Source organism: Brachybacterium sp. SGAir0954, from assembly GCF_005490785.1.
In the GTDB taxonomy this organism is placed as follows: Bacteria; Actinomycetota; Actinomycetes; order Actinomycetales; family Dermabacteraceae; genus Brachybacterium; species Brachybacterium rhamnosum.
The window spans coordinates 984,201-999,614 of sequence record NZ_CP027295.1; the positions used below are offsets into that span (position 1 = coordinate 984,201).

Sequence of the window (15,414 nt, forward strand, 5' to 3'; positions counted from 1 at the left end):
TGAAGGGGTGGTCTGCCTGCTGCGGGAGCGCGGGGCCGACGGTGGCCCGCGCGCGTCGGCACCATCGTTTATCGATACACGAGCAGAGTCAAGGGGGTGACGGGGCGTGGTCGGTGCGCGGCTCGGCGCGGCATCGCGCCTCAGCGTCGCGTGGACTCGCGCTCGACGAGGGTGAAGGGCGCCCGGATCTCGAGGCCGCCGAGCTCCGCCGGGGCGGGGGAGTCGATCCGCTCCCGCAGCAGCTCCACGGCGCGGCGCGCGATCCAGCGGTGATCGGGGCTGATCGTCGAGAGCGAGGGGAGGGAGAACTCGCCCTCGGGCAGGCCGTCGAAGCCGATCGCGAGCGCGTCCTCCGGCACCCGCAGCCCCCTGTCCGCGAGGCCGCGCACGGCGCCCAGCATGACCGAGTCGGTCACGCCCACGTAGCCGTCCGGGCGCAGCCCCCGGTCCACGGAGTCCCGCGCGGCCTCGCGCCCGGACTGCGCGGTGAGGCCCGTGACCGGGATCAGCATCGGCTCGTCGGCCACCCCGCCCCAGGCGGCGAGAGCGTCGCGGTAGCCGTCTATGCGCCGGGCCAGCGGATCCGTCTCCGGCCGGCCGTCCCCGCACAGCAGGGCGATCGACCGGCAGCCGCGCTCGAGCAGGTGCGTGGTCGCGGCGAACATGCCCTCCTGGTTGGAGAGGGAGATGTGGGCGGTGCCCGTCGGCGCGGGCCGCTCGCCGAGCACGACGACGGGGAGCTCCGCGGGCAGCAGGCTCGCGTCCTCCGGGCGCAGCGCGAGCGGGGTGATGATCAGACCGTCGTAGGCGAGCGTGCGGGCGCGCTCCACGGCGGCGACCTCCGCGAGCAGATCCGCCTCGGGCGCCTCCGTGACGAGCGAGAGGCCGTGGCGCCGGGCCTCCTGCGCGATGAGGCCGCCGAGCATCCCGTAGTAGGAGAAGGGGGAGTCGGTGCCCGGGGCGAGCAGGCCGATCACGCCGCTGCGGCCGGAGCGCAGGGTGCGCGCGGAGACGTTCACGTGGTAGCCCGTCTCCCGCACGGCCTCCTCGACGCGGGCCCGCAGCTCGGGGGCGACGCTGGCCTTCCCCCGCAGGACGTTCGAGACGGTCATCGGCGAGACGTCGGCCCGTCGTGCGACGGCCGCCATCGTGATCCGCTGCGCCATCGCGCACCTCCTGCCCGGGCCGGTGACCTCAGCGCAGGGTACCGGAGAGCGGTAGGCGCCGGCCGGGATCGTGGCGCCGGAGCGGGCCGCCGCCTCAGATCTCGACGTCGCGGCCCACGGCGGTGCGCAGGTGCAGCACGAAGCGGGAGCCCGGGGCCTCGCGGATCGCGGCGACGCCGTCCCCGAGACCGAGGGCGTCGAGCGCCTTCTGCTGGGGTGCGGGGTTCACCTCGATGCGCTCGAAGGAGACCAGCTCGACCGCGGGCAGATCGGAGCCGAGCCCCGGGTGGGGTGTGTCGCCCCAGTCGATGAGGAAGGGGATCGCGTAGTTGCGCGGGGCCTTCGCCTGGGTCAGCCTCCAGCGCAGCTCGGCGCCGTCCGCGGTGCGGCGGGAGAGGTCCTGCACGTCGCCGGGGTCGACGCCCCCGGCCCGGGCGTGCCGGGCGACCTCGTCGATCCTCTCGGGGTGCACGGCGTAGGTGATGAGGGTGGGCTTCCTCAGCCGGTTGATGCTGAAGGTCTTCGGCAGCTCCTCGCCCTCGCGCTCCGGATCGGGGCCGATCAGCTCGAGGTAGCGCGGGCCCTGCTCGCCGTCGACCGTGAGGGCGACCAGCGCGTTCGCGGTCCCGGTGGGGTGGGTGCCGCCGGGGGCGGCGGTGACCCCCGTGAGCTCGTGGAACCAGTCCACGAGCTGGGCGAGGTCGGGGCCGGCGATGACGACGTGGTCGAGCAGGCGGGGGATGCTCATGAGGGCTCCTGGGATCGGGGCCCCTGGTATCACCGGGACCCGGGGGCGGGTGGTCGACGGCGCGGGTGGCGCGCCGACGTCGATGCCGACGACGGTACCCGGCCGGCTCGTGCGGGAACGGCGTGCTGACCGCGGCGCCGTGGGGTGCGGACCTCCGAGCGAAGACCTCTCCCTCCGGAAGACGTGACCGCGGCCACAGGGCCCCGTAGGCTCGAGCGCATGTTCTCCTGCCTCTCGCCCGGTGCCCTCGGGCTGACCCTCGACCACACGGACGCGGTCGACCTCGCCTCCAGCCTCGGATTCGGCGGCGTCGACCCCGATCCCTCGTACTTCTCCTCCCTCCCCAGCCGTCAGGCCGTCGTCGAGCACGGCGACGCGGTGCGCGAGAAGGGGCTGCGCTGGGGGATCGCGGGCCTGCCCATCGGCCTCGACGCCCCCGCGGAGGAGTTCCGCCAGGCCCTCGCCCAGCTCCCCGACGCCCTCGACCTGCTCACCGCCGCGGGCGTGAGCGCCGTCGGCACCTGGATCCGCCCCATGCACGAGGACCGCGACCACCGCGAGAACTGGCGACTCCACGTGGGCCGCCTCGCCCTCGTCGCCGAGCTCCTCGCGGATTCCGGCCTCCGCCTGGGCCTGGAGTACATCGGCCCCAAGACCTTCTGGTCCACCGAGCGCTTCCCCTTCATCCACGGCATCCGCGAGGCCCGCGAGCTCATCGCGGAGACCGGCGCCGGCAACGTCGGCCTCATCCTCGACAGCTACCACTGGTACACCGCCGGCGAGAGCGCCGAGGACCTCGCCGGGCTCACCGACGCCGACGTCGTCTCCGTGGACATCAATGACGCCCGCGACGACCGCGAGCGTGACGAGCAGATGGACCTCGACCGGCGCCTGCCCTTCGCGACCGGGGTCATCGATCTCGACGGATTCATGGACGCTGTGCGTGACGCCGGTTACACCGGGCCGGTCAAGGTCGAGCCCTTCATGAAGGAGCTTGCCGAGCAGCCGATCGCGCAGGTCCTCACGGATATCCGGGAGCGCACGGACCGTGCGATCGGCGCCGTCTGAACCCTCCGCGCCGATGTGCGCCCCGTCTCGCTGATCGTTACGGTCGACGGGCCCCCCGCGCTCCACCCCTCTCTCCCCGCCCTTCCCCCACCCCGCTCCTCGGAGGACCCATGGACCTGACGTTCAAGCTCATCGCGGTCGGGATCTACTTCCTGGCCATGCTCGCGATCGGTCTCTACGCGTACCGCAAGACCGATGACGGCGAGGACTACATGCTCGGCGGGCGCAACCTGCACCCGTTCACCGCAGCGCTCTCCGCCGGCGCCTCGGACATGTCCGGCTGGCTCATGATGGGTCTGCCCGGCGCTCTCTACCTCTCCGGCCTCGTCGAGGTCTGGATCGCGATCGGCCTCACCGTCGGCGCGGCCGTGAACTGGATCGTCGTCGCCCCGCGGCTGCGTCAGCACACGCAGATCGCCGGCAACTCGATCACGCTCCCCAGCTTCTTCGAGAGCCGCCTGCGGGACCGCACGCGCCTGCTGCGCATCGCTGCGGGCCTCGTGATCCTCGTGTTCTTCGCCTTCTACGTCTCCTCCGGCATGGTCGCGGGCGGCCTCTTCTTCGAGTCCACCTTCGGCGGCTCCTACGTGGTCGGCATGCTCCTCGTGGCGGGCGTGACCATCGTCTACACCCTCTTCGGCGGGTTCCTCGGCGCGAGCTACACCGACGTCGTCCAGGGCCTGATCATGATGGTCTCCCTCATCGCCGTGCCGATCGTCGCGATGGTCGTCACGGGCGGCCCCGCGCAGATGTTCCACTCCGCCTTCGCGGAGAACCCCGAGTTCGGCTCCCTCGTCGCGGGGGCGAGCATCGTCGCGATCGTCGGCAACGTGGCCTGGGGCCTCGGCTACTTCGGCCAGCCGCACATCATCGTGCGCTTCATGGCGCTGCGCTCCGCCCGCGATGCGAAGTACGGCGCGACCGTGGGCATCGGCTGGATGGTCATCTGCGTGATCGGTGCGATCCTCACCGCGATCGCGGGCCTCGCCTACATGCAGCAGAACCCGGGCCAGTCCCTCACGGACACCAAGAACGCCGAGTCGGTGTTCCTGGACATGGCCCAGATCCTCTTCCACCCGCTGATCGCCGGGTTCCTGCTGGCCGCGGTGCTCGCCGCGATCATGTCCACGATCTCCTCGCAGCTCATCGTCACGAGCTCCGCGCTCGTCGAGGACCTCCTCGGCGCCGCCGGCAAGGCCACCTCGCCCAAGGCGAAGCTGTGGTGGGGCCGTGCGGCCGTGCTCGCCGTCGCCGTGTTCGCGCTGCTGCTCGCATTGAACCCGAACGCCTCCGTGCTGGACCTCGTGGGCTTCGCCTGGGCCGGCTTCGGCTCCGCCTTCGGCCCCGTCGTTCTGCTGAGCCTCTTCTGGCGCGGCCTCTCCGCGATGGGCGCCCTCGCCGGCATGGTCAGCGGCGCCGTCGTCGCCTTCGTCTGGGGGCAGACGGAGCTCGGCACCCTGTTCGGGCTGCTGCCGGACCGCCTCTACGAGATCATCCCCGGCTTCGCCGTGGGCCTCGCCGTCGCGGTGCTCGTGAGCCTCGTGACGCCGAAGCCCCCGCAGGAGGCCATCGACGAGCTCGACCAGGCGGTCGCGGAGATCCGCACGGGCGCCTGACCGCCCGCCGCACCGCCGCGGCCTGGGGAACGATCCCCACGTTCCCGACGCGCCCCGTCACCGTCCCCGGTGGCGGGGCGCGTCGCCGTCCGGGGCCCCTATCCTGCCGCCATGGACATGCCCCAGCCCGAGGACGCCCGCCGCGCCGCCCGCCGTGCGGAGGACACCGCGCGCCGTGCCGAGGACGCCGCCGAGGAGGTCGCCGAGCACCCCGTCTTCGAGGGCCTCGCCCGCGCCGGCTTCATCGTCAGTGGGCTCGTGCACCTGCTCATCGGCGCGATCGCGCTGCGGATCGCCCTCGGCTCCGGCGGTGAGGCGGACCAGTCCGGCGCCCTGCGCTCCATCGCCTCCGCCCCCGGTGGTCCCGTGCTGCTGTGGACCGGCGGTGTCGCGATGATCGCCCTCGCCCTGTGGCACGTCGCGGAGGCCTGGTTCGGCGCCCGGCAGGCCGACGGTCGAGCGGACGCCGCCCAGCACGTCGTGAAGACCCTCGGCAAGGCGATCGTCTATGCGGCGCTCGCCTCGACCGCCCTGCGCTTCGCGATCGGCAGCGGCAGCTCCTCCGAGCAGCAGACGGACTCGGTGACCGCCGCCCTCATGACCGCCCCCGCCGGGCGGCTGCTCGTGGGCGTCGTCGCCCTCGTCATCATCGGGATCGGGATCTATCACGTCGTCGCCGGGGTGACGCGCCGCTTCGAGAAGCAGCTCGAGGGCCGACGCCACCGCACGGTCTCCCGGGCCGTGACCGTGAGCGGCACCGCCGGGTACGTCGCCAAGGGCGTGGCGCTCGTGGCCGTGGGCGCCCTGTTCGGCTGGGCGGCGATCACCGCGGATCCCGACAAGGCCGGCGGCCTCGACGCCGCTCTCTCCACGATGGCGTCCCTCCCGGCCGGGACCGTGTTGCTGATCCTCGTGGGCGTGGGTCTCATCCTCTTCGGCGTCTTCTCGATCCTGCGCTCCCGCTACGCGGACATGTGAGGGCGGTGGGGGAGCGCCTCTGCCCGCCACCTCGCCCCCCTCGCCGGCGGCGCGTCGGTCGACGGCGCCCCCGTCTCTCGCTCCTGTGGCGCACCGGCCGACGGTCCCTCCAGAAAATCGCGTACATCATGTACATCTTGTACTTCCCGAGAATCGTGATCGGCGCGGATCGTGACCTCTTCTCGTCAGGGATTTCCTGCGTCTCGATGGTGGGCGGGTGAGTGTGCGCATCTGTGCAGGTCGTGATGTCGATCGTTCCTCCCCAGCGCAGGGTTGTCCACATTCTTCGGCAGTTCTCGACGGGCCCTGGTGATCATCGATCAACTGTTCTAAAATGGAGGGAACGTGACGGGCGGGAATCGCTGACGCTTCCCCGTCCTTCCGCATGCAGATCCCGGTCGGTGCGAGGGAGGTGGTGGGTGATGTCGACGCTCTCGCGCGAGCCCGTGCCGCGCGGCGAGGAGGGCTCGCCGCCTCCCACTCCCACTCCCGCGCTCCTCCCTGAGGAGTCGGCTGCTTCCGCTGCGCGCCGGCCGGGGGAGCCGGAGCAGGCGCTCCCGCGCGTCCTGCGGGGAACGGTGAAGGGCCGGAGCGAGGTGACGGCGGGGACCATCGCCGGCCTCGCGCTCGTGGAGGAGGAGTCCGAGGAGGCCGTGGTCCTCCGTCGGCTCCTGGACCGGCGGCGCACCGTGCTCGCGGCGCTCTACGTCGCTGAGCTGCGGGACCTCGCCGCCCTGTGGGACGCGAAGGCGGGGGAGGAGGACGGCGACGTGAACGCGGCGGCGGTGGGGATGGTGCTGCGCGCCAGGATCGGCCGCGCCACGACCCGTCAGCGCGATGCCTTCGTCGGCGTCACCGACCTGCCCCGCTGCCTCGCCGAGGTCGAGGCCGGCGCGCTCCCCGCGGAATGGTTCGACCACGTCCTGCGCTCGGTCCGGGATCTGACCGCCGAGCAGCGGCATCTGGTGGACGAGCAGGTCGCGGGCTGGCAGCTGGACTCCCTGTCCCCGGACCGCTTCTGGACCCTGCTGCGCACACTCGTGCTCTGGTTCGGTCGCACCGCAGCGGACGGCTCCCCCGAGTCGAAGCGGGACGTGCGGATCGACGTGAACGCCGATGCGACCGCATGCCTGAGCGTGACGGGGCCGATCCCAGAGATCCTGGGCCTCGGCCGGCGCCTGGACAAGGCGGCCCGTGCGGTGCAGGACGCGCAGCGCCACGCCCTCGAACGGATCGCCGCCGGGGCGCAGGACGTCGAGATCCCCTGGGACGTGGACGGCGACGCCGCCGCCGCGGGGCGGCACATGACGCTCGGCGCGATCCGCTATCTCCTCCTCACCCGCTCGACGATCGCCACCGGGGGAGTGCCCGTGCCGCGGATGCCGCTGCGGCTGCACCTCGTCGTCCCCGTCCTGTCCCTCCTCGGCGTGAGCGATGCGCCCGGCACGCTCGACGGCACGATCCCGATCCCCGCCGAGATGGCGCGGGCCCTGTGCGGGGACGCACCGGTGTGGCACCGCGTGCTGACCGATCCGATCAGCGGGGAGTTCCTGCCCGTCGCGGCGCAGCAGTACCGGCCCTCACGGGCGATGCTCGAGCACGTGAAGCTCGTCGACACCGTCTGCGCCGTCCCCGGCTGCACCCGCACCCTCGTCGACGCGGGGGAGGTCGACCACATCGAGGAGTTCGACCACCTCCACCCGTGCCGCGGCGGCCCCACCACCCCCGCGAACCTCCACGGCCTGTGCCGGCGCCACCATGCGGCGAAGACGCAGGGCCGGCTCGACCCCGAGCGCACGGACGGCGGCCGCGCCACGCGCTGGTCCGTCGACGGGACCGCCTGGAGTGAGGTCACCACGAACCGGGACCTCGTCACCGCAACCCTCGCCGCCGAGTATCAGCGGCTCTGGGACCTCTACCTGGACGAGAAGAGATACGCCCCGGTGTGGGAGCGCATGGAGCGCGAGTGCTGCTTCGCCACCCCCGAGGAGGAGGCGATGTGGCAGCGTTGGTACGCCTTCCACGAGGAGCACTACACGGCCTGGGACGGTCCGCCCGGTGTCGACCCTCCACCACCGGAGTTCCCCGAGTTCCAGGAACCGCCCTTCTGACCGGATGCACGGATGCGCGGGAATGCGCCGTGGGTCAAGCGCGTCGGCGCGACTGGTGCTCGCGCGGGCTCACCCCGTGCCGGGCGCGGAACCGCCGCGAGAAGTACAGCGGGTCCGCGTAGCCCACGCGTCTCGCGATCCGGGCGACCGGATCCGGGGTGAGCTCGAGCAGGTGCGCGGCGAGCTCGAGGCGCTGCGCCTCCACGTACGCGGCGGGCGCCGACCCCACCTGCGCGGAGAACAGGTGCGAGAACCGCGACGGGGACAGGTGCGCCACCTCGGCGAGCCGGCGCAGCGAGAGGTCCTCCGCGAGGTGCGCGTCGATGTGCTCGAGCACGCGCAGCAGGCGCTCGTCGATCCGGTGCCGGCGCGGGTTCTGCGTGTCGTACCAGAGTAGCGCCGCCTCGAGCCCGTTCAGCGCGAACAGCTCCGGGCGCCCCACCTCGAGGCGCGTAGCCCGCGCGGCGGAGCGCAGCGAGGGCAGCACGCGCGCCTCCACCTCCGCCCCGAGCGTGATGAGCCCCGTCCCCGGCGCGGCCTCCGGCCAGTCCAGAAGCGCCGTCCAGCTCGCCGGCGGATGGACGTGGGCGTACAGCAGCCGCCAGCGCCCGCCCGCGGGATCCGTGCCGTAGTCGTGGACGGTGCCCGGCGCGATCAGCGCCGCGGCACCTGGGCCCAGGCGCAGCGGCGGACCGGCCGACGGGCGCAGCAGTCCCGCCCCGGCGACGGTGTGCAGCAGCAGCCAGTCCTGCGTCCCCCGCGAACGGCGTACGTGGTACCCGGCGCCCTCGTCGTGCTCCCCGGCGACGACCCGGCCGAACTCCGGCGGAGGCACCTCGACAGCAGGCGCCTGGGCGCGCGCAGCAGGATCATCCATGTCCCCACCCTCCGATCACCTGGTCGCCGACGGTCGCCATGACAAGACTCGCACCATGACGACCCTCTCCGACAGCCCTTCAGACATCAGCACAGGCACCCCGGCCCCCGACGTCGATCTCCTGATCCTCGACGCGGCCGGCCTCGACCCCGCCGTCCTCGCCGAGGCCTACGAGCGCAGCGGCGCCGTGCACCTGCGCCGCGTGCTCGACGCCGAGGAGATCGCCGAGCTGCGGGAGACGTACACGCGCCACATCGAGGAGGACGGCACCGGCGGCGCCTTCCACGAGACCCCCGAGGACGACCCCCTCCACGCCTACCCCCGCATGATCCAGCCGCACCGTGACGACCACGCCCCCGGCCGCCTCGCCCGGCGGTGGCTGCTCGAGCGGCGCGTCATGGGCCGCGTCGAGGAGGCCGTCGGACCCGTCTGGGCCGCGCAGTCGATGTTCTACTTCAAGCCCCCGGGCGCCCGCGGCCAGGCCATGCACCAGGACAACTACTTCCTGCAGTCCCACCCCGAGACCTGCATCGCCGCCTGGATCGCGGTGGACGACTGCGACGGCGAGAACGACGCCCTGGGCGTGGTCCCCGGCACCCACCGCTACGACATCGAGTGCCCCGAGGAGGCCGACGCCGCCGAATCGTTCACGACCATCACCGTCTCCATCCCCGAGCACCTGCGCGTGGTGCAGACGGACATGCGCGCCGGCGACATGCTGATCTTCCACGGCAGCCTCGTGCACGGCTCGAAGCCGAACACGAGCACGGACCGGTTCCGCCGCTCGCTGATCCTCCACTACATCCCCGAGGGCAGCCGCGAGGTCGCCTCGAGCTACCAGCCGCTGCTCGACGCCCGCGGCGAGGAGGTGCGCATCGACGCCGCGGAGATGGGCGGCACCTGCGGCGAGGGGTGGATCCCGAGCAACCACTGACGCCTAGTCTTCGGTCATGACTGCAGCCGACGCCTCCCGGGACCGCCTGCGCGCGCTGCTCGGCCTGACCGAGGGGACCCCCGGCGCGGCGCACCTCGCGCCCCGCCCCGACGACCGGACGCCCGACGGCGCGGAGTCCGTGGAGATCCGCGTGCCCGGCGAGGAGGAGGGCGTGCCCGCCTTCCTGCTGCGCCCCGAGCCGGCGCGTGCGAGCGGCGCCGCCGTGGTGCTCGTCGCCGGTCACGGCCGCGGCATCGACGACCTGGTCGAGCCCGACGGCTACCACGACGCGCTCGCCCGCAAGCTCGTCGCGGCCGGGATGACGGTGCTGTGCCCGGAGATGATCAGCTTCGGCCGGCGCCGCTTCGCGCGCCCCGGCGGCGCGGTGCCGGAGGACCCGGCGGAGAGCACCTGCGGGATCGACGCCGCCCGACACCTGCTGCACGGCGCCCCCGTCATGGGGGCCCGCGTGGCCGACGCCCGCGCCGCCGCGCAGGCCCTGCGCACCCTGCCCGGCGTGGACCCGCAGCGGGTGGGCGTGGCAGGCGGCTCCGGCGGGGGAGCGGTCGCGCTGCTGCTCGCCGCCGTGGAGCCGAGCATCGCAGCATCCCTGGTCGCGACCTACTTCTCGAGCTTCGCGGCGTCGATCGCCTCGATCCGGCACTGCCCCTGCAACATCGTCCCCGGGCTGCTGCCGGAGCTCGAGATGGCCGACATCGCCGCCCTCATCGCCCCGCGCCCGCTCGTCATCGAGGCGGGCGAGCAGGACCCGATCTTCCCGATCAAGGCGACCCGGGAGGCCTTCGCCGCGCTGGGCCCCGTGTGGGAGGCGACCGGCGGGCCCGCCCCGCAGCTCGTCGTCGAGGAGGGCGGCCACGCCTTCCGAGGCGCGCGCTCCCTCGAGCTGCTCGCCGCGCGGCTCTGACCGCGGGGGCGCTCAATCCGGCGGGCTACTGGTAGGAGACGAACCAGGGGCGCGGCTCGACGTCGTAGGTCTGCTCGGGGGTGAACATCGGGGCGTCCTCGTCGTAGAAGTTCTTCCACGCCATGACGATCCCGGCGGGCAGATCCTTCTGGAGGGCGCGCCAGGTCGTGAGCTTGTCATCGGGGGTGCCGGCGCCGTCGGCGTGGACGATCATCGCGAGCTCGGGATGCGAGGTGTCCAGGTCCTGCCGGTCGGTGATCATCGAGCGGGTGAACTGGTGGAGCACGAACGCCTTCTGGGGGAGGTCGTGGCGGGCGGTGAGCTCGGCGAGCCACTGCGCGGTCCCGTTGACCTCGGCGGCGCTCACCGAGCCGATCTGCTCGAGGTGCTTCTGGCCGGGCTCCAGCCGCCACTCGGCGTCGAGGGCGAGGCCCACGTGCGGCGCCGTGAGCAGCTCCTCGACGAGCTGCGCCTGGGAGGGGAAGGACTCGGTGCCGGGCTGCAGGTCGAGCACCACGTACACCCCGGCCTCGCCGGCGGCGTCGACCCACTCGCGCAGGCCGTCGATGCCGAGCTCGCGCGAGTAGTCGCCGTCGGCCCCCGGCTGGGAGGAGGCGAGCGTCGCGATGATCTCGAGGGCGGGGACGACGACCTCGTCGGTGAGCGCCTGGTACTGCGCGGTGAGCTCCTGGACCCGGGTGATGGTCGCCTGGACGTCCTGCTCGCCGAGGATCCCCAGCGACGGGACCCCGGGGGTGCCGTAGGCGGCGACCATGCGGCGGCCGGGGAAGACGGTCTGCCCGCCGCCGGGCAGCTCGGGCACGGTGAGCACGCGCTGCAGTCGGGCCTCCCAGGCGTCGGCCGCGCCGAAGCCCGGCCCGAGGGCGAGCAGTCCGGTGGACGGGTCCTCGCCCGCGACCTCCTTCACGGCGGCGACGCTCTGCGCGCTGCGGCCGGGGTCCCCGCCGGGGGTGCGGAGCGTCCTGGCGCCGGCAGCGCGCGCGAGCGCCCCCGCGGCGGCGGCGAGGGCGGGGGACTGCTCGGGGTCCACGAGCACGGTGAGCCCCTCGGGCGGCTGCTCGAGCCGCGGGGTGGGGAGGTCCTCGAGGGGGTCCTCGGCGGCGAGGTCGATCTCGTGGAGGGTGCGGCCCTCGGCGAGGGTGCCGGTGTTCAGGCCGGCGGGCGCGCCGATCGTGCCGGCGCCGAGCCGGTCCAGCTCGGCCGCGACGGCCTCGCCCGTGCCGATCAGCAGCGGGATCCCGGCGGGGCCGGTGAGCGCGGCGAGGGCGGGGGCGGAGTCCTCGTCGGCGAGGACGACGACGTCCGCCGCCTCGAGCAGCGCGGAGGAGAGCGTGAGGGTCCCCGCGGAGGCGTCCCCCGCGGGCAGGACCGTCGAGGCGGGGACGTCGCCGACCGTGCGGACGGTCCCGTCCCCGCGCAGCAGCGAGCAGGCGCCGAGGCCGGCGGTGGTCATGCCGGCGCCCGCCGCGAGGGCGGTGCCGCGCAGCAGGGAACGGCGGGAGGGTCGGCGCATGGGCGCCACCCTAGGGGAGGCGGCGTCCGGGCGGTCGTCCGGGGCGCGTCGATGACCCGTGCTTGAAAGATGCGCCGTCCGCGTGCTCTACTGAGCCCCACGGAAAGCGGTTACCGGCCATGGGGCCGGCCGCGACCGCGACCGCACACACGCACCTCGCATCACGCACCACGCACCACGCACTCGAAGGAGAGTCACCGATGGCCACTCGACGCATCGGCATCATCGTCAACGGGGCCACCGGCCGCATGGGCTACCGCCAGCACCTCGTCCGCTCCCTCCTCGCGATCCGCGAGCAGGGCGGCGTCGAGCTCGCGGGCGGCGACCGCCTGCTGCCCGAGCTGCTGCTCGTGGGCCGCAACGAGGAGAAGCTCGCGGAGATCGCCGAGCGCCACGGCCTGCAGAACTGGACCACCGACCTCGACGCCGCCCTCGCCGACGACGACTACGAGGTCTACTTCGACGCTCTCGTCACCAGCAGGCGCCTGGACAACCTCAAGCAGGCCATCGCCGCCGGCAAGGCGATCTACACCGAGAAGCCCACCGCGGAGACCTTCGAGGACGCCCTCGAGCTGGCCCGCCTCGCGAAGGCCGCCGGCGCCGTCTCCGGCGTGGTCCACGACAAGCTCTACCTGCCCGGCCTGCTCAAGCTGCGCCGCCTGATCGACTCCGGCTTCTTCGGCCGGATCCTCTCCGTGCGCGGCGAGTTCGGCTACTGGGTCTACGAGGGGGACTGGCAGCCCGCCCAGCGCCCCTCCTGGAACTACCGCGCGGAGGACGGCGGCGGCATCGTCGCGGACATGTTCCCCCACTGGAACTACGTCATCGAGGAGCTGTTCGGCCGTATCGAGGACGTCTACGCCCAGACCGCCACCCACATCACCGAGCGTTGGGACGAGAACGGCGAGAAGTACACCGCGACAGCCGACGACGCCGCCTACGGCGTGTTCCGCCTCGAGGGCGGGACCGTCGTCCAGATGAACTCGAGCTGGGACGTGCGCGTGCACCGCGACGAGCTCGTCGAGTTCCAGATCGACGGCACCGACGGCTCCGCCGTGGTGGGCCTGCACGGGGCATGGATCCAGCCCCGCGAGGCGACCCCGAAGCCCGTGTGGAACCCCGACGTCAAGGACGAGCACAACTACCACGACGACTGGATCGAGGTCCCGGACAACCAGGGCCCCGCCGGCTTCGACAACGGCTTCAAGGTCCAGTGGGAGGACTTCCTGCGCCACGTCGGCGAGGGCCGCGGGGCGGAGTACCCCTACGACCTGCTCGCCGGCGCGCGCGGCGTGCGACTCGCGGAGACGGGACTCGCGAGCGCGGCCGAGGGCCGCCGGATCGCCCTCGACCCGCTCACGGAGGCGTGAGCGGCATGGACCTCCACCTCCTGGACGAGGACGGCTCCCTGCGCACCGTCGAGCTCGGCGCCGCGGCGGCCTTCGCCCCGCCGTGCGGCCCGCTGCGCTCGCGCACCGTCTACGCCGCCGTGCACGTCATCCCCCGCCCCGCCTCGGACACCGCCCCCGGCGCCCCCGCGGACCTCGACTGGGAGGCGACCCTCGCCTTCCGTCGCAGCATGTGGCGGCGCGGCCTCGGCGTCGCCGACGCCATGGACACCGCGCAGCGGGGCATGGGACTGGACCCCGCGGCGACCCGCGAGCTCATCACCCGCACCGCGGGCGCCGCCCGCGAGGCCCTCGCCAATCCCACGATCGCGCGGCTGTTCCCCGCGGGCGCCGAGGTGCGCGACCTCGTCGTCGCCGGGGTCTCCACCGACCAGCGCCCCGAGGTGGAGCTGAGCCTCGACGAGATCGTCGACGCCTACCGCGAGCAGCTCGCGGCCACCGAGGCCACCGGCGCGGGCGCCGTGCTCATGGCCTCCCGGCACCTCGCCCGCGCGGCCCGCTCCGCCGCGGACTACGAGAGCGTCTACCGCCGGGTGCTCGACGCCGCGACCGCACCCGTCGTCCTGCACTGGCTGGGCACGGCCTTCGACCCGCAGCTCGAGGGGTACTTCGGCAGCACCGACGCCGCCGAGGCCTCCGCGACCCTGCTGCGGATCATCGGCGAGGACCCCTCGCGCGTGCGCGGAGTGAAGATGAGCCTGCTCGACGATGCCGCCGAGGTCGCCGTGCGCGAGCGGCTCCCCGAGGGGGTCCGCATGCTCACGGGGGACGACTTCCACTTCTCCCACCTCATCGTCGGCGAGGACGGGGCCTTCTCCCACGCCTTGCTCGGCGCCTTCGCGGCGACCGCCCCGGCGGCCTCCGCGGCCGTGCAGGCCCTGGACCGCGGGGGCCGCGCCGAGGCCCGCCGCATCCTCGACGACGCAGAGCGGCTCGCCCGGCACGTGTTCTCCGCGCCCACCTTCCACTACAAGACCGGCGTCGCCTTCCTGTCCTGGCTGAACGGCCACCAGCAGGCGTTCTCGATGGTCGGCGGCATGCACGCCGCCCGCAGCCTGCCCCACCTCTCCCGCACGGTCGAGCTGGCCGCGGCGACCGGCAACCTCGAGGACCCGCCGCTCGCGGCCGCGCGCTGGCATGCGCTGCTGTCCCTGCACGGGTTCGAGGTCACTGCCGTCGACGGAGCCGCGCGATGAGCGCCCCCGTCGCCGTCCCGCGGCTCTCGATCAACCGCTGGACCTGCCGCACCACCCCGCTGCAGGACCTGCTCGAGGCGTGCGTCGCCGAGGGGATCGGCGGGATCGGCCTGTGGCGCCAGGACGTCGCGGAGATCGGCCTGGACGCCCTGCGCCGGCGTGTGGACGACGCCGGTCTCGCGGTGACGAGCCTGTGCCGCGGCGGGTTCTTCACCGCCGCGGACCCGACCGACCGCGCCGCCGCGCTCGAGGACAACCGCCGCGCGATCGACGAGGCCGTGGGCCTCGGCACGGACGTGCTCGTGCTCGTCGTCGGCGGGCTCACCCGGGAGGACAAGGACCTCGTCGCGGCCCGCGAGCGCGTCGTCGAGAACATCACCGCGCTCGCCCCGCACGCGGAGCAGGCCGGCGTGAGACTCGCGATCGAGCCCATGCACCCGATCTTCGCGGCCGATCGCGGGGTCGTCTCGACCACCGCGCAGGCGCTCGACATCGCCGAGGCGGTGGGATCGGCCGCCGTCGGCACCATCGTGGACACGTACCACGTGTGGTGGGACCCGCAGCTCGCCGCGTCCGTGGCGCGCGCGGGGGAGAGCGGGCGGCTGATGGGCTACCAGGTGTGCGACTGGAACCTGCCGCTCGCTGCGGAGACCCTGCACTCCCGCGGCTACATGGGCGACGGCTTCGTCGACTTCCCCGCCGTGACCCGGCTCGTCGCGGGCGCGGGCTACACCGGCCCGATCGAGGTGGAGATCTTCAACGAGGACGTCTGGGCGACCCCGGTGGACGACGCCGTGCGGATCGTCCGCGAGCGCTTCGAGCAGCTGGTGCTGCCCTCCGCCTGACTCAGCC

General features: G+C 73.5%; 13 protein-coding genes. 9 read left to right on the forward strand and 4 right to left on the reverse strand.

Translation table 11 applies throughout. From position 1 onward, the window contains the following. Nucleotides 1-140: 140 nt before the first annotated feature. The gene (locus tag C1N80_RS04330) at nt 141-1,166 is read right to left on the reverse strand and encodes a LacI family DNA-binding transcriptional regulator (protein ID WP_137769654.1); all 1,026 of its coding nucleotides are present in this window, start codon (nt 1,164-1,166) and stop codon (nt 141-143) included. 94 nt (nt 1,167-1,260) lie between these two features. Next, complete coding sequence (locus tag C1N80_RS04335) at nt 1,261-1,914, reverse strand: VOC family protein (RefSeq protein WP_137769655.1); 654 nt, start codon at nt 1,912-1,914, stop codon at nt 1,261-1,263. A gap of 219 nt (nt 1,915-2,133) precedes the next feature. Here C1N80_RS04335 and C1N80_RS04340 point away from each other — a divergent pair, with 219 nt between their 5' ends. The 4 genes from C1N80_RS04340 to C1N80_RS04355 all read left to right on the forward strand — a co-directional run bounded on the left by C1N80_RS04340 (nt 2,134) and on the right by C1N80_RS04355 (nt 7,687). Further along, nucleotides 2,134-2,982 carry a sugar phosphate isomerase/epimerase gene (locus tag C1N80_RS04340; protein ID WP_137769656.1) on the forward strand — a complete coding sequence of 283 codons (849 nt, stop codon included), beginning with the start codon at nt 2,134-2,136 and terminating at the stop codon, nt 2,980-2,982. Between the two features lie 110 nt (nt 2,983-3,092). After that, on the forward strand, nt 3,093-4,598 hold the full coding sequence (putP, locus tag C1N80_RS04345) for a sodium/proline symporter PutP (protein ID WP_137769657.1): 1,506 nt from the start codon (nt 3,093-3,095) through the stop codon (nt 4,596-4,598). Nucleotides 4,599-4,709: 111 nt separating this feature from the next. Continuing rightward, complete coding sequence (locus tag C1N80_RS04350) at nt 4,710-5,576, forward strand: DUF1206 domain-containing protein (RefSeq protein ID WP_370297205.1); 867 nt, start codon at nt 4,710-4,712, stop codon at nt 5,574-5,576. Nucleotides 5,577-6,172: 596 nt separating this feature from the next. After that, on the forward strand, nt 6,173-7,687 hold the full coding sequence (locus C1N80_RS04355) for an HNH endonuclease signature motif containing protein (protein ID WP_137769658.1): 1,515 nt from the start codon (nt 6,173-6,175) through the stop codon (nt 7,685-7,687). 34 nt (nt 7,688-7,721) lie between these two features. Here the strand turns inward: C1N80_RS04355 and C1N80_RS04360 are convergent, their stop codons facing one another. Further along, the gene (locus tag C1N80_RS04360) at nt 7,722-8,564 is read right to left on the reverse strand and encodes a helix-turn-helix domain-containing protein (protein WP_137769659.1); all 843 of its coding nucleotides are present in this window, start codon (nt 8,562-8,564) and stop codon (nt 7,722-7,724) included. A 55-nt stretch (nt 8,565-8,619) separates the two neighbouring features. Between C1N80_RS04360 and C1N80_RS04365 the strand changes: the two genes are divergently transcribed. Further along, the gene (locus C1N80_RS04365) at nt 8,620-9,498 is read left to right on the forward strand and encodes a phytanoyl-CoA dioxygenase family protein (protein WP_137769660.1); all 879 of its coding nucleotides are present in this window, start codon (nt 8,620-8,622) and stop codon (nt 9,496-9,498) included. A 16-nt stretch (nt 9,499-9,514) separates the two neighbouring features. Further along, nucleotides 9,515-10,423, forward strand: a complete 909-nt coding sequence (locus tag C1N80_RS04370; RefSeq protein WP_137769661.1) for a S9 family peptidase — start codon at nt 9,515-9,517, stop codon at nt 10,421-10,423. Nucleotides 10,424-10,448: 25 nt separating this feature from the next. Here C1N80_RS04370 and C1N80_RS04375 read toward each other — a convergent pair whose 3' ends face one another. Beyond that, nucleotides 10,449-11,957 (reverse strand): hypothetical protein, encoded by a 1,509-nt coding sequence (locus C1N80_RS04375; RefSeq protein ID WP_240811232.1) that lies wholly within the window; start codon nt 11,955-11,957, stop codon nt 10,449-10,451. Between the two features lie 200 nt (nt 11,958-12,157). Here C1N80_RS04375 and C1N80_RS04380 point away from each other — a divergent pair, with 200 nt between their 5' ends. Genes C1N80_RS04380 through C1N80_RS04390 form a run of 3 tightly spaced genes read left to right on the forward strand, consistent with a single transcriptional unit; the run spans nt 12,158 to nt 15,407 of the window. Further along, nucleotides 12,158-13,327 (forward strand): Gfo/Idh/MocA family protein, encoded by a 1,170-nt coding sequence (locus tag C1N80_RS04380; protein ID WP_137769662.1) that lies wholly within the window; start codon nt 12,158-12,160, stop codon nt 13,325-13,327. Between the two features lie 5 nt (nt 13,328-13,332). Continuing rightward, entirely contained in the window at nt 13,333-14,562 is a 1,230-nt protein-coding gene (locus tag C1N80_RS04385; RefSeq protein ID WP_168198017.1) for a DUF993 family protein, read from the forward strand. Further along, nucleotides 14,559-15,407 (forward strand): sugar phosphate isomerase/epimerase, encoded by an 849-nt coding sequence (locus C1N80_RS04390; protein WP_137769664.1) that lies wholly within the window; start codon nt 14,559-14,561, stop codon nt 15,405-15,407. The genes C1N80_RS04385 and C1N80_RS04390 overlap by 4 nt, the downstream gene beginning before the upstream one ends. Nucleotides 15,408-15,414 lie beyond the last annotated feature (7 nt).

What these genes read in the sequence shown, in the direction of transcription:
- C1N80_RS04330 (WP_137769654.1), bottom strand. Translation starts at nt 1,166, where the DNA reads ATGGCGCAGCGGATCACGATGGCGGCCGTCGCACGACGGGCCGACGTC.
- C1N80_RS04335 (WP_137769655.1), bottom strand. Translation starts at nt 1,914, where the DNA reads ATGAGCATCCCCCGCCTGCTCGACCACGTCGTCATCGCCGGCCCCGAC.
- C1N80_RS04340 (WP_137769656.1), top strand. Translation starts at nt 2,134, where the DNA reads ATGTTCTCCTGCCTCTCGCCCGGTGCCCTCGGGCTGACCCTCGACCAC.
- putP (WP_137769657.1), top strand. Translation starts at nt 3,093, where the DNA reads ATGGACCTGACGTTCAAGCTCATCGCGGTCGGGATCTACTTCCTGGCC.
- C1N80_RS04350 (WP_370297205.1), top strand. Translation starts at nt 4,710, where the DNA reads ATGGACATGCCCCAGCCCGAGGACGCCCGCCGCGCCGCCCGCCGTGCG.
- C1N80_RS04360 (WP_137769659.1), bottom strand. Translation starts at nt 8,564, where the DNA reads ATGGATGATCCTGCTGCGCGCGCCCAGGCGCCTGCTGTCGAGGTGCCT.
- C1N80_RS04365 (WP_137769660.1), top strand. Translation starts at nt 8,620, where the DNA reads ATGACGACCCTCTCCGACAGCCCTTCAGACATCAGCACAGGCACCCCG.
- C1N80_RS04370 (WP_137769661.1), top strand. Translation starts at nt 9,515, where the DNA reads ATGACTGCAGCCGACGCCTCCCGGGACCGCCTGCGCGCGCTGCTCGGC.
- C1N80_RS04375 (WP_240811232.1), bottom strand. Translation starts at nt 11,957, where the DNA reads ATGCGCCGACCCTCCCGCCGTTCCCTGCTGCGCGGCACCGCCCTCGCG.
- C1N80_RS04380 (WP_137769662.1), top strand. Translation starts at nt 12,158, where the DNA reads ATGGCCACTCGACGCATCGGCATCATCGTCAACGGGGCCACCGGCCGC.
- C1N80_RS04385 (WP_168198017.1), top strand. Translation starts at nt 13,333, where the DNA reads ATGGACCTCCACCTCCTGGACGAGGACGGCTCCCTGCGCACCGTCGAG.
- C1N80_RS04390 (WP_137769664.1), top strand. Translation starts at nt 14,559, where the DNA reads ATGAGCGCCCCCGTCGCCGTCCCGCGGCTCTCGATCAACCGCTGGACC.